Consider the following 14,238-nt stretch of genomic DNA (forward strand, 5'->3'; position numbering starts at 1 on the left):
GGCACGCAGGAAGCCCGGACTATTAAGATGGCATTGAAATCCCCCGCGTTTCGTAAAAAATTTCCGTTGTTGGTGACCGGCAGTCTGCTGGCCCTGCAACCATTCGCCACTTCGTTCGTGGTCGCCGCACAACAGTATGACTGCTCAGTATCTGCTTCGGGTGCCTGGAACTGTGCGCCGAAATCTCAAGCAACTGCCTTGCCACCGCGCCCCGTCCATGAGGGCAGCCCTGTCAGCGCGGGCGGCGAGACGCCGGCTGACGACAGTGTCAGTCAAGACACCGGTGCCAAGCCAGTACTGGTGACCGAAGCCAAGGGCCGCGGCCTGAAGTCGCGTAGCGAAGACTACAGTCACCTCGACTGGGTTCCGCGCGAGAAACTCACGGCAGCGCAATTGGCTGAAACCGGTCCTTACTGCTCTGGTTCCTATGTCGAACCGATTCGTCCGGGCATGAGTGACAAGACGAGTAAAAGTGACGCTCCAACCTTTATCGGCGCCAAAGCCTCTCGCTATAAGCAGGAAGAGCAGGTCGCTACCCTGGCCGGCGACGTGGTCATGCGCCAGGGCAGCATGCAGGTCGAAGCCGACGAAGCGAATCTCTACCAGGCCGAGAGCCGTGGCGAACTGAGCGGTAACGTACGGGTTCGCGACAATGGCGCACTGATCGTCGGCGACCACGCCGACGTACAACTCGACACCGGTGAAGCCAAGGTCGACAACGCCGAATACGTGATGCACAAATCCCGCATTCGCGGCAGCGCGCTGTACGCCAGACGCGCCGAGAACGCGATCATCCGCCTCAAGGATGGTACGTACACCACCTGCGAACCGAACAGCAACGCCTGGCAGCTCAAGGGCAACAACATCACCCTGAACCCGGCTACCGGCTTCGGCACCGCGACCAACGTGACGCTGCGGGTCAAGGACATTCCGGTCCTGTACACGCCGTACATCTATTTCCCGATCGATGACCGTCGCCAGTCGGGCTTCCTGCCGCCGACCATCGGTACCGGCAGCGATACCGGCTTCTTGCTGGTCACCCCGTATTACTTCAACCTGGCACCGAACTACGATGCCACGTTGTACCCGCGCTACATGAGCGATCGCGGTCTGTTGATGGAAGGCGAGTTCCGCTACCTGACCAAGTCCAGCGAGGGTCAGTTCGGCGCCGCGTACCTCAACGACGAGAATGACGATCGCAAGCTCCAGACCGACTACGAAAAAACCCGCTACATGTACAACTGGCAACACAAGGGTGGTCTCGACTCGCGCGTCTTATCCCAGGTCGACTACACCAAGATCAGCGATCCGTATTACTTCCAGGATCTGCAGACTGACCAGATTGGCGTGAAAAGCTCTGATTACGTGAACCAGCAGGGTTCCGTCAGCTATCGCGGCGACAGTTACACCGCTCGCGTCAACGCCCAGGCCTATCAGCTGGCGACCGTCTCGAACATCACACCGTATGATCGTTTGCCGCAGATCACCTTCGATGGTGCGCTGCCCTACCGTCCGGGCGGCCTGGACTTCTCGTACAACACTGAACTCGTCAGGTTTGACCGGGATCTGAAAACGGGCAATTTCTCGGACGAAGACGGCAATTTGAGCCCGCGCCTGGACACTAACGTCCAGGGCTTGGCACGCGCCACCGGCGACCGCCTCAACCTGGCGCCAGCCGTGAGCCTGCCGCTGGACTGGACGTATGGTTTCGTGAAACCAACGCTCAAGTACCAGTACACGCAGTACCAGCTGGACCTGGACGGTACAGGCAAGTCCCAGATTGCCGCGCAGAGCGCTGAACAGGACCGACTCAACGGTACCTTCGACAGCAACCAGAACCGCGGCGTGCCGATTGCCAGCATCGACAGCGGCCTGTACTTCGACCGCAACACCCAATGGTTCGGCAAAAACTACCGCCAGACCCTTGAGCCACGCCTGTTTTACCTCTACGTTCCGGAAACGGACCAGGAAGACATTCCAGTCTTCGACACCAGCGAGTACACCTTCAGTTACGCGTCGCTGTTCCGCGACAACCGTTTCTCCGGCTCCGACCGCGTCGGCGATGAGAACAAACTGTCGCTGGGCATCACCAACCGCTGGATCGAAGAGAACGGCTTCGAGCGTCAACGCATCAGCGTCGGCCAGGCCGTCTACTTCAAGGATCGCAAGGTTCAGTTGCCAGGCATCGATGCCAGGACCCGTCAGGATGCCCAGTCGGACGTTTCGCCTTACGCCCTGGAATACGAGTACCGCTGGAACCGCGATTGGCGCACCACCGCCGATTACAACTGGGACCCGGACAGCCGCAGCCCTCGCTCGGGCAGCGCAATGTTTCACTACCAGCCTGAAGACAACCCGAACAAGGTCATCAACGCCGGTTATCGCTATCGCAACGACCAGGTCCGCTACGACCAGAACACCGGTCAATGGTCGGTGGGCGGCGGCGACTACGGCACTCCGGGCCAACCTGGCTACGTAAAGGACTATTACAAGATCCAGCAGCACGACTTCTCGGTAATGTGGCCAGTCGTGCCGCAATGGAACCTGATCAGCCGCTGGCAGTACGACTACAACCGCAACCGTACCCTGGAGGCCTTCGGTGGCTTCGAGTACGACAATTGCTGCTGGAAGCTGCGCCTGATCAACCGTTACTGGGTCGACTATGACGAAACCAGTCAAGACGCTCCGCAAAACGAAAAAGGCGACCATGGCGTCTTCCTCCAAATCGTTCTGAAGGGACTCGGCGGCCTCACCGGCTCTAAAGTAGAGAGCTTCCTCGACAAAGGCATCCAAGGTTATCGTGAACGTGAAGACCAAGCTTTCTGATTGTCTGCGCCCGCTAATGCTGGGCGCGCTGTTCCTGGGTACTGTGGCCAACGCCTCGGTACAGTCCATCGATAAAGTGGTGGCCATCGTCGACAACGACGTGGTCATGCAGAGCCAGCTGGACCAACGGGTCCATGAAGTTCAGCAAACCATCGCCAAGCGCGGTGCTGCGGTACCGCCGGCCAACGTGCTGGATCAGCAGGTGCTGGAGCGTCTGATCGTCGAAAACCTGCAACTGCAGATCGGCGAACGTTCCGGTATCCGCATTACCGATGAAGAACTGAACCAGGCTGTCGGCACCATTGCCCAGCGCAATAACATGTCCGTGGATCAATTCCGCGCCGCCCTGACTCGCGACGGCCTGTCTTACGACGAAGCCCGTGACCAGATTCGCCGCGAGATGATCATCAGCCGTGTGCGTCAGCGTCGTGTGGCAGAGCGTATCCAGGTGTCCGAACAGGAGGTGAAGAACTTCCTCGCTTCCGATCTCGGCAAGATGCAGTTGTCCGAAGAGTTCCGCTTGGCCAACATCCTGATTCCTACGCCGGAAAGCGCCAACTCCGACGCGATTCAGAATGCAGCCAAACAGGCCGACGCGGTCTACCAGCAGCTCAAGCAAGGCGCTGACTTCGGTCAACTGGCAATCGCCAGATCCGCCAGCGAAACCGCACTGGAAGGCGGGGACATGGGCTGGCGCAAAGCCGCTCAACTGCCACCTCCGTTCGATCGCCTGCTCAGCTCCATGGCTGTCGGGGACATTACTCAACCGATGCGTACACCGGGCGGCTTCATCATCCTGAAGATCCTCGACAAGCGTGGCGGTGAGACCCAGGTGCGTGACGAAGTGCACGTGCGTCATATCCTGGTCAAACCTAGCCCGATCCGCGACGAAGAAAAAACCAAGGCCCTGGCTCAGTCGCTCTACACCCGGATCGAAGCGGGAGAGGATTTCGGCGAACTGGCGAAAAGCTTCTCGGAAGACCCGGGTTCCGCCCTCAACGGTGGCGACCTGAACTGGATCGACCCGAATGCACTGGTTCCCGAGTTCCGCGAAGTGATGGCCAAGACCCCGCAAGGTCAGCTGTCCCCTCCGTTCCAGACCCAATATGGCTGGCACGTCCTGGAAGTCCTGGGCCGCCGCGCCACCGACAGCACCAGTCAGGCCCGTGAACAGCAGGCGATGACCGTTTTGCGTAACCGCAAATATGACGAAGAGCTGCAAACCTGGCTGCGTCAGATCCGTGACGAAGCGTACGTAGAGATCAAACTCCCTGGTGCAGACCAGGCAACGCAGTGAATCCCAAACGTTTCGCGCTGACACCCGGCGAACCGGCCGGCATAGGTCCTGACCTGTGCCTGCTGCTCGCGGCGCACGCCCAGCCTCACCCCCTGATTGCCATCACCAGCCGCGACCTGCTCCTTGAGCGGGCCGCGCAGCTGGGCGTGGTGGTCGATCTGCTGCCGGTTGCGCCGGACAGCTGGCCGGATGTACCTGCGCCGGCCAATAGCCTCTACGTCTGGGATACCCCGCTCAACACCAGGGTCACTGCCGGTCAACTGAACAAGGCCAATGCGGCGTTCGTCCTGGAAACCCTCACTCGTGCTGGCCAGGGCTGCCTGGACGGGCATTTTGCCGGCATGATCACCGCCCCGGTACACAAGGGCGTGATCAATGAATCCGGCATCGCTTTTTCCGGGCACACGGAGTTTCTCGCTGACCTGACCCATACCGCACAAGTGGTGATGATGCTCGCCACTCGCGGATTGCGTGTAGCGCTGGTCACCACTCACCTGCCCCTGCGCGAGATTGCCGACGCAATCACGCCGGAGCGCCTGGAACGGGTCACTCGAATCCTGCATGCCGATCTGCAAGAAAAATTCGGCATCGCCCGGCCACGCATCCTGGTCTGCGGGCTCAACCCCCATGCCGGTGAAGGCGGACACCTGGGCCATGAAGAAATCGACATCATCGAACCCACATTAGAGCGCCTGCGCGGCGAGGGCATGGACCTTCGCGGCCCTCTGCCCGCCGACACTCTGTTTACCCCCAAATATCTGGAGCACTGCGATGCAGTGTTGGCGATGTACCACGACCAGGGCCTGCCCGTGCTGAAATACAAAGGTTTCGGCGCGGCAGTCAACGTGACCCTCGGCTTGCCGATCATCCGCACCTCGGTCGACCACGGCACCGCCCTGGATCTGGCCGGCAGCGGCAAGATTGACACCGGCAGCCTGCAAGTCGCCCTGGAAACCGCCTACCAGATGGCCGAGACCCGTATATGACCGAGCATTACCAACACCGGGCGCGCAAGCGTTTCGGCCAGAACTTCCTGCATGATGCTGGCGTTATCGACCGCATCCTGCGCTCCATCCACGCCAAACCCGAAGACCGCCTGCTGGAAATCGGTCCGGGCCAGGGTGCGCTGACTCAAGGCCTGCTCAACAGTGGTGCCCAGCTCGACGTGGTGGAACTGGACAAGGATCTGATCCCGATCCTTAACCAGCAATTTGCCGGCAAGAGCAACTTCAACCTGCACCAGGGCGACGCGCTGAAGTTCGATTTCAACAGCCTTGGCGCCGCACCGAACAGCCTGCGAGTTGTCGGCAACCTGCCGTACAACATCTCTACGCCGCTGATTTTTCACCTGCTGCACAACGCCAGCCTGATCCGCGACATGCACTTCATGCTGCAAAAGGAAGTGGTCGAGCGCATGGCCGCAGGTCCTGGCGGTGGTGATTGGGGTCGGCTGTCGATCATGGTTCAGTACCACTGCCGGGTCGAGCATCTGTTCAACGTTGGCCCGGGGGCGTTCAATCCGCCACCGAAAGTCGACTCGGCCATCGTGCGCCTGGTCCCTCACGCAGTGCTGCCGCACCCGGCCAAGGATCACAAGCTGTTGGAACGCGTCGTTCGCGAAGCCTTCAACCAACGACGCAAGACCCTGCGCAACACCCTCAAGCTGCTGCTGAGCAATGCCGAGATCGAAGCTGCCGGTGTCGATGGCAGCCTGCGCCCCGAGCAGCTCGACCTGGCCGCCTTCGTGCGTCTGGCCGACAAGCTGAGCGAACAAGTCCTGCAGAAGACTGTGAACATCTGACAGGTCTGAAGCGTTATCGGATAGGACACCGGCGCCCATGTCTGGTTTACTATCCGATACTTGGCCTAGACTGAGTAACATCAGCTAGGCCCCGCGTCCCGCTTCGTTTTTAAGGCCTCTTGCATGTCCGATCCTCGTTATCAGGTCGACGTCAGCGTCGTCACTCGCTATCTGGCAGAACAATCGCAACCCGAGCACGACCGCTTTGCCTTCGCCTACACCATCACCGTGCAGAACAATGGCGAGCTACCGGCCAAGCTGCTGTCGCGGCACTGGGTGATCACCGATGGCGACGGGCATGTCGAGGAGGTTCGCGGAGCAGGCGTGGTTGGCCAGCAACCGTTGATCGAGCCAGGCCAAAGCCACACCTACAGCAGTGGCACGGTCATGACCACCAAGGTCGGCACCATGCAGGGCACTTATCAAATGATTGCCGACGACGGTAAGCATTTCGACGCTGTCATCGCTCCATTCCGCCTGGCGGTGCCCGGAGCCCTGCACTGATGGCGACGTATGCCGTCGGCGACCTGCAAGGCTGCCTTGAGGCGCTGCAGTGCCTGCTCGAACAGGTTGCCTTCGATCCAACGAAGGATCGCCTGTGGCTGGTGGGCGACCTGGTCAACCGCGGCCCGCAATCTCTGGATACCCTGCGTTTCCTCTATAGCATCCGTGAATCGCTGGTATGCGTACTCGGCAACCACGACCTGCACTTGCTGGCCGCCGGGCAGAACATCGAGCGCCTGAAGAAAGCCGACACCCTGCGTGAAATCATCGATGCACCTGATTGCGCCGAGCTGCTGGACTGGCTGCGCCAGCAAAAACTCATGCATTACGACGAACAGCGAAATGTTGCGCTGGTGCATGCCGGCGTTCCGCCGCAATGGTCACTGCGCAAAGCCCTGAAGTGCGCTGCCGAGGTCGAGACCGCCCTGCGCGACGACAACCTGTTTCCAGCCTACCTCGATGGCATGTACGGCAACGATCCGGCGAAATGGGACAACGACCTCAAGGGCATAGCGCGCCTGCGAGTGATCACCAACTATTTCACCCGGATGCGCTTCTGCACCGCCGAGGGCAAGCTTGACCTCAAGAGCAAGGAAGGTCTCGATACTGCGCCGGCAGGGTACAAACCCTGGTTCCAGCACAAGGAACGCAAGACCAAGGGCCTGAAGATCATCTTCGGTCATTGGGCAGCACTCGAAGGCAAATGCAACGAGCCAGGGATCTCGGCCCTCGACACCGGCTGTGTCTGGGGCGGCGCCTTGACGCTCATGAATGTCGACAGCGGTGAACGCCTGTCTTGTAAATGCGACGCGCAAGGGCATGCCGCCGTGCCGCCAGTCGCTCCACGAATTTCCGAACCATCGCCAGCCAGCGCCCCGCGCTAGACTGCGCTTTCAGCCGAGCCACAGGAGCCCGCCATGAGCGAATTCAAACGTATCCCCCCGGAACAGGCCCAGGCCCTGCGCGAACAAGGCGCAGTGGTGGTCGACGTTCGCGACCCTGCGACCTTTGCCGCCCTGCACATCAGCGGCTCGAAGCATCTGGACAACCATTCGCTGCATGCTTTCATTCAGGGCGCCGACCTGGACGCGCCGACGGTGGTGGTCTGCTACCACGGTAACTCCAGCCAGGGCGCAGCGGCCTACCTGATCAGCCAGGGCTTTTCCGACGTCTACAGCATGGATGGCGGTTTTGAGCTGTGGCGTACGACTTATCCTACGGAAACGGCGCAAGGCACCCACGAATAATTTTTTTGTAATGCGCAAGCCCCCGGCCCCCGCGGGTTAGCGCGGTGGCAGACGAACGGTCTGCCACAACTAATTACGTATCTCGCCTTTACCTCCCGAATAAGCAACTATCCTTAAGCGCAGGCCATCCAAAACAGGGGAGAGCCGGTACACCGGCGCGCGGATCATCGGGAGTAGCTTTCGGGGCTCTAGCCTTGAAAGGGTTCTGGGGGGTAAACAGCAACTGCATATCCGGTTGCTGCCAGCATCGACTGAGTGATCCGGCGTCGGCTCCACGTATCGAGCGAGGTGACGTCATGAGTATCTTTAGCCACTTCCAACAACGCTTCGAGTCCACACGCCAGGAAGAACTCTCGCTGCAAGAGTATCTTGAGCTGTGCAAACAGGACCGCAGCGCCTACGTTTCCGCAGCCGAGCGTCTGTTGCTGGCCATCGGTGAACCGGAGCTGCTCGACACCTCGACCAACTCGAGACTGTCGCGAATCTTTTCCAACAAGGTGATCCGCCGCTATCCGGCCTTTGAAGACTTCCACGGGATGGAAGAATGCATCGACCAGATCGTGTCGTATTTCCGCCATGCCGCCCAGGGCCTGGAAGAAAAGAAACAGATCCTCTACCTGCTCGGCCCCGTCGGCGGTGGTAAATCGTCCCTGGCCGAGAAGCTAAAACAGCTGATCGAGAAAGTGCCCTTCTACGCGATCAAGGGCTCGCCGGTATTCGAATCGCCCTTGGGTCTGTTCAACGCCACTGAAGATGGCGCGATCCTCGAGGAAGACTTCGGCATTCCGCGGCGCTACCTCAACACCATCATGTCGCCATGGGCCACCAAGCGCCTGGCCGAATTCGGCGGAGACATCAGCCAGTTCCGCGTGGTGAAACTCTATCCGTCGATCCTGAACCAGATCGCCGTGGCCAAAACCGAACCGGGCGACGAGAACAACCAGGACATCTCGGCGCTGGTAGGCAAGGTCGATATCCGCAAGCTGGAAGAATTCCCGCAGAACGACGCCGACGCCTACAGCTACTCTGGCGCACTGTGCCGGGCCAACCAGGGCCTGATGGAATTCGTCGAAATGTTCAAGGCACCGATCAAGGTGCTGCACCCATTGCTGACCGCCACCCAGGAAGGCAACTACAACAGTACCGAAGGTCTCGGCGCGATTCCGTTCACCGGGATCCTGCTGGCCCACTCCAACGAATCGGAATGGCACACCTTCCGCAACAACAAGAACAACGAAGCCTTCATCGACCGGATCTACATCGTCAAGGTGCCGTACTGCCTGCGGGTCAGCGACGAAGTGAAGATCTATGACAAGCTCCTGTTCAACAGCTCGCTGGCCAAGGCTCACTGCGCGCCCGACACCCTGAAGATGCTCGCCCAGTTCACCGTGCTTTCGCGCCTCAAGGAGCCGGAAAACTCCAACATCTATTCCAAGATGCGGGTGTACGACGGCGAGAACCTCAAGGACACCGATCCAAAGGCCAAGTCGATTCAGGAATACCGCGACAACGCCGGCGTCGACGAAGGCATGAACGGCCTGTCGACCCGCTTCGCCTTCAAGATCCTGTCGAAGGTGTTCAACTTCGATCCGCACGAAATTGCCGCCAACCCGGTGCATTTGCTCTACGTTCTGGAACAACAGATCGAACAGGAACAGTTCCAGGCCGAAACACGCGAACGCTACCTGCGCTTCCTCAAGGAGTACCTGGCACCGCGCTATATCGAATTCATCGGCAAGGAGATCCAGACGGCCTATCTGGAGTCTTACAGCGAGTACGGCCAGAACATCTTCGATCGTTATGTGCTGTACGCCGACTTCTGGATCCAGGACCAGGAATACCGCGACCCGGAAACCGGCGAAATCCTCAACCGCGTCGCGCTGAACGAAGAACTGGAGAAAATCGAAAAACCGGCCGGCATCAGCAATCCGAAGGATTTCCGCAACGAAATCGTCAACTTCGTGTTGCGCGCCCGGGCCAACAACAATGGCAAGAATCCGACCTGGCTCAGCTACGAAAAACTGCGGGTGGTCATCGAGAAGAAAATGTTCTCCAATACCGAGGACCTCCTGCCAGTCATCAGCTTCAATGCCAAGGCCAGTAAAGAGGATCAGCAAAAGCACAACGACTTCGTCACACGGATGGTCGAGCGGGGCTACACCGACAAACAGGTACGACTGCTGTCCGAGTGGTACCTGCGGGTCAGAAAATCACAATAACCCGCTGCCGGTTAGACCGGTTGTCGTCAGCCAGAGGTCTGTGTACACGTTTTCTGTTACACAGGCTTCTGGAAGGTGTTCGAAAGACGGTCGCGAGGTTCAGGCAGCATCCAAAGCGCTTGGGGGAGCGTGAACATCCCTTGGCACGGTCGATGCTGCATAACCGCTCGCCCCTTTCAGGACAGCTTCTAAGGAGCAGTCATGAGCTATGTGATCGACCGACGTCTCAATGGCAAGAACAAGAGCACGGTGAACCGCCAGCGGTTTCTGCGGCGTTACCGTGATCACATCAAAAAGGCTGTCGAAGAGGCGGTCAGCCGGCGCTCCATTACCGATATGGAACACGGCGAACAAATCAGCATCCCCGGCCGCGATATCGACGAGCCGGTGCTTCACCATGGTCGCGGCGGCAAGCAGACCGTCGTGCATCCGGGCAACAAGGAATTCACCAGCGGCGAGCATATTGCCCGCCCACCGGGAGGTGGCGGCGGCAGAGGCCCCGGCAAGGCCGGTAACTCGGGCGAAGGGATGGACGAGTTCGTCTTCCAGATCACCCAGGAGGAATTCCTCGAATTCATGTTCGAGGACCTCGAACTGCCGAACCTGGTCAAACGCAACCTGACCGGCACCGATACCTTCAAGACGGTTCGTGCCGGTATCAGTAACGAAGGCAATCCGTCGCGGATCAACATTATCCGCACATTGCGCTCGGCCCATGCCCGGCGAATCGCCCTGTCCGGCAGCAGCCGGGCAAAACTGCGCGAAGCCAAAGAGGAGCTTCTGCGACTCAAGCAGGATGAGCCGGACAACTTCGGCGATATTCAGGAAATAGAAGCAGAAATCGAAAAACTCAGTGCGCGCATTCATCGCATCCCGTTCCTCGACACCTTCGACCTCAAGTACAACCTGCTCATCAAGCAACCCAACCCCAGCTCAAAGGCAGTGATGTTCTGCCTGATGGACGTGTCCGGCTCAATGACTCAGGCGACCAAGGATATCGCCAAGCGATTCTTTATCCTGCTGTACCTGTTCCTCAAGCGTAACTACGACAAGATTGACGTCGTGTTCATCCGCCACCACACCAGTGCCAGGGAAGTGGATGAAGAGGAGTTTTTCTACTCCCGCGAAACCGGTGGCACCATCGTTTCCAGCGCCTTGAAACTGATGCAGGAGATCATGGCCGAACGCTATCCGAGCAACGAGTGGAACATCTACGCCGCACAGGCCTCCGATGGCGACAACTGGAACGACGACTCACCGATCTGCCGCGATATCCTGATCAACCAGATCATGCCGTTCGTGCAGTACTACACTTACGTTGAGATCACCCCACGCGAACACCAGGCCCTGTGGTTCGAATACGAACGCATCGCTGAAGCCTTCTCTGACACGTTTGCCCAGCAACAACTGGTCTCGGCCGGGGATATCTATCCGGTCTTCCGTGAACTCTTCCAGCGCAGGTTAGTGACATGACCGCCAAAGAGCAGAAGCGCCAACCCATTTCCACCGGCTCGGAATGGACGTTCGAGCTGATCCAGGCCTATGACAAGGAAATCAGTCGCCTGGCGGCTCGTTATGCCCTGGATACGTATCCCAACCAGATCGAAGTGATCACCGCCGAGCAGATGATGGACGCCTACGCCTCCGTCGGCATGCCGCTGGGCTATCACCATTGGTCCTACGGCAAACACTTCCTCAGCACCGAGAAATCCTACAGTCGCGGCCAGATGGGGCTGGCCTACGAGATCGTGATCAACTCGGACCCGTGCATCGCCTATCTGATGGAAGAAAACACCATTTGCATGCAGGCACTGGTCGTCGCTCATGCCTGCTATGGGCATAACAGCTTCTTCAAGGGCAATTACCTGTTTCGCACCTGGACCGACGCCAGCTCGATCATCGATTACCTGGTGTTTGCCAAGCAGTACATCATGCAGTGCGAAGAACGCCACGGCATCGACGCGGTAGAAGACCTGCTCGATTCCTGCCATGCGCTGATGAACTACGGCGTTGACCGCTACAAACGCCCCTATCCGATTTCGGCCGAGGAAGAACGTCGCCGACAAAAGGATCGGGAAGAACATCTGCAGAAACAGATCAATGACCTGTGGCGCACCATTCCTAAAGGCGCGGACAAGTACAGCGACAAGGACAATGCACGCTTCCCCGCCGAACCTCAGGAAAATATCCTCTACTTCATCGAAAAACACGCACCATTGCTCGAGCCATGGCAACGGGAAATCGTGCGGATCGTGCGCAAGATCGCGCAGTATTTTTACCCGCAACGCCAGACTCAAGTGATGAACGAGGGGTGGGCCACCTTCTGGCATTACACCTTGATGAACGACCTGTATGACGAAGGCCTGGTGACCGACGGTTTCATGATGGAGTTTCTGACGTCCCACACCAGTGTGGTCTACCAGCCCGGTTTCGACAGCCCCTACTACAACGGCATCAACCCCTACACCCTGGGTTTTGCCATGTACCGCGACATTCGGCGCATGTGTGAAAACCCGACCGAAGAGGACTATCGCTGGTTCCCTGAGATTGCCGGCACTGACTGGCTGTCGAGCATCAAGTTCGCCATGAGCAGCTTCAAGGATGAGAGTTTCATCCTGCAGTACCTGTCACCCAAGGTGATCCGCGACCTGAAGTTGTTCAGCATTCTCGATGACGATCAGAAAGAAGACCTGCTGGTCCCGGCGATTCACGACGAAGGGGGTTACCGCATCATCCGGGAAACCCTGGCGGCCCAGTACAACCTGGGCAATCGCGAACCCAACGTGCAGATCTACAGCATCGACCGGCGAGGCGACCGCTCCCTGACCTTGCGCCATCAGCAACACGACCGAAAACCGCTGGGTGAGTCCACAGAGGAAGTACTCAAGCACCTGCATCGCCTCTGGGGCTTCGACATTCACCTGGAAACCTTGCAAGGCGACCAAGTGATGAAAACCCATCATGTTCCGCCCAGAGGCGAGCACAGCGAGGGAGATTACGGCCGACTGGATCTGGCAGTCATCCATCTTTGATCCTGTTTCTGCCTCCGCAAGTTCGACGCAAAGGTTATTCTGTCGAGCTAACGGAGGTTTTTTATGCAGATTTATAAAGTCGGTGGCGCCGTTCGCGATCGCCTACTGGGCAAACCTGTCACCGATATCGATTGGGTCGTGGTAGGCGCCACGACCGAAGAAATGCTCGCCAAGGGCTTTCGCCCGGTGGGCGCGGACTTCCCGGTGTTTCTTCACCCCAAAAGCGGCGAGGAATACGCCCTCGCCCGGACCGAGCGAAAAAGCGGGCGCGGTTACGGCGGCTTCACCTTTCACGCCAGCCCCGAAGTCACCCTCGAAGAAGACTTGATCCGTCGCGATTTGACGATCAATGCCATGGCTGAAGACGATCAACGGCATTTGACCGATCCCTACCAGGGTCAAAAAGATCTTGAGGCGCGTATCTTACGTCACGTTTCCCCCGCGTTCGCCGAAGATCCCCTAAGAGTTCTGCGTGTTGCACGTTTTGCGGCGCGTTACGCCGAATTGGGTTTTACCGTTGCGCCCGAAACACTGGAACTGATGCACCAACTCAGTGAGTCGGGCGAACTGCAAGCCTTGACCGCGGAGCGGAGCTGGAAGGAAATTTCTCGCGCACTGCTGGAAGATCAGCCACAGGTATTCATTGAAGTGCTGCGCGAGTGCGGCGCGCTTAAGGTGCTGATGCCGGAAATCGACGCACTGTTCGGCGTTCCGCAACCAGAAGCCCATCACCCTGAAATCGATACTGGCGTGCATACCTTGAGCGTGCTGGAGCAAGCAGCGCTGCACAAACAACCGCTGACCGTGCGCTGGGCCTGCCTGCTGCATGATCTGGGCAAGGGACTGACGCCCGAGGAGGACTGGCCTCGGCACATCGCCCATGAGCACAAGGGCCTGAAGCTGATCAAGGCGGTCAACGAACGCTTCAAGGCGCCGAGGGACTGCCAGGAACTGGCGTTGCTGGTGGGCGAATATCATACCCATGGCCATCGCGCCCTGGAGTTGAAGGCATCGACGTTGCTGGAGTTGCTGCAGAGTTTCGACATTTACCGTCGACCGCAGCGGTTCGAGGAATTTATCGCAGCGTGCGAAATGGACGCGCGTGGCCGCAAGGGGCTGGAGCAGAGAAGTTATCCACAGGCGGATTATTTGCGCGGGGCGGCCACCGCGGCACGCAGCGTTGCTGTGCAGCCTTTGCTGGAGAAGGGTTTCAAGGGACCGGAGCTGGGCGAGGCAATCAAGCGTGAACGCCTCAAGGCACTGAAGGCTTACAAGGAGGCGGCGTCCGCCTGAAAAGCTTCGCGGGCAAGCC

At 58.9% G+C, this 14,238-nt stretch carries 11 protein-coding genes; all 11 read left to right on the top strand.

What is annotated here, in order from left to right; genetic code table 11:
- Positions 1-27: 27 nt before the first annotated feature.
- The 11 genes from F8N80_RS25225 (at position 28) to F8N80_RS25275 (ending at position 14,219) form a co-directional block, all read left to right on the top strand.
- Positions 28-2,826 (top strand): LPS-assembly protein LptD, encoded by a 2,799-nt coding sequence (locus tag F8N80_RS25225; protein WP_150746000.1) that lies wholly within the window; start codon positions 28-30, stop codon positions 2,824-2,826.
- Positions 2,807-4,123, top strand: a complete 1,317-nt coding sequence (gene surA, locus F8N80_RS25230) for a peptidylprolyl isomerase SurA (protein ID WP_150746001.1) — start codon at positions 2,807-2,809, stop codon at positions 4,121-4,123. Before F8N80_RS25225 ends, surA begins: the two co-directional genes overlap by 20 nt.
- A complete protein-coding gene (gene pdxA, locus F8N80_RS25235) occupies positions 4,120-5,109 on the top strand; it encodes a 4-hydroxythreonine-4-phosphate dehydrogenase PdxA (protein WP_150784933.1) in 990 nt (329 codons plus the stop codon). The genes surA and pdxA overlap by 4 nt, the downstream gene beginning before the upstream one ends.
- Positions 5,106-5,924: a 16S rRNA (adenine(1518)-N(6)/adenine(1519)-N(6))-dimethyltransferase RsmA gene (rsmA, locus tag F8N80_RS25240; RefSeq protein WP_150746003.1), complete on the top strand. Its 819-nt coding sequence runs from the start codon at positions 5,106-5,108 to the stop codon at positions 5,922-5,924. Before pdxA ends, rsmA begins: the two co-directional genes overlap by 4 nt.
- A 123-nt stretch (positions 5,925-6,047) precedes the next feature.
- A complete protein-coding gene (apaG, locus tag F8N80_RS25245) occupies positions 6,048-6,428 on the top strand; it encodes a Co2+/Mg2+ efflux protein ApaG (RefSeq protein ID WP_150746004.1) in 381 nt (126 codons plus the stop codon).
- Complete coding sequence (locus F8N80_RS25250) at positions 6,428-7,312, top strand: symmetrical bis(5'-nucleosyl)-tetraphosphatase (protein WP_150746005.1); 885 nt, start codon at positions 6,428-6,430, stop codon at positions 7,310-7,312. Before apaG ends, F8N80_RS25250 begins: the two co-directional genes overlap by 1 nt.
- Before the next feature lie 33 nt (positions 7,313-7,345).
- Positions 7,346-7,675 carry a thiosulfate sulfurtransferase GlpE gene (glpE, locus tag F8N80_RS25255; protein ID WP_150746006.1) on the top strand — a complete coding sequence of 110 codons (330 nt, stop codon included), beginning with the start codon at positions 7,346-7,348 and terminating at the stop codon, positions 7,673-7,675.
- A 296-nt stretch (positions 7,676-7,971) separates the two neighbouring features.
- Complete coding sequence (locus F8N80_RS25260; protein WP_045059965.1) at positions 7,972-9,894, top strand: PrkA family serine protein kinase; 1,923 nt, start codon at positions 7,972-7,974, stop codon at positions 9,892-9,894.
- 201 nt (positions 9,895-10,095) lie between these two features.
- Entirely contained in the window at positions 10,096-11,367 is a 1,272-nt protein-coding gene (locus tag F8N80_RS25265; protein ID WP_150746007.1) for a YeaH/YhbH family protein, read from the top strand.
- Positions 11,364-12,926, top strand: a complete 1,563-nt coding sequence (locus tag F8N80_RS25270; protein WP_128873971.1) for a SpoVR family protein — start codon at positions 11,364-11,366, stop codon at positions 12,924-12,926. The genes F8N80_RS25265 and F8N80_RS25270 overlap by 4 nt, the downstream gene beginning before the upstream one ends.
- A 63-nt stretch (positions 12,927-12,989) precedes the next feature.
- Positions 12,990-14,219, top strand: a complete 1,230-nt coding sequence (locus F8N80_RS25275) for a multifunctional CCA addition/repair protein (RefSeq protein ID WP_150784934.1) — start codon at positions 12,990-12,992, stop codon at positions 14,217-14,219.
- Positions 14,220-14,238: the final 19 nt, after the last annotated feature.

The organism is Pseudomonas fluorescens, assembly GCF_902497995.1.
Classification (GTDB): domain Bacteria; phylum Pseudomonadota; class Gammaproteobacteria; order Pseudomonadales; family Pseudomonadaceae; genus Aquipseudomonas; species Aquipseudomonas fluorescens_BK.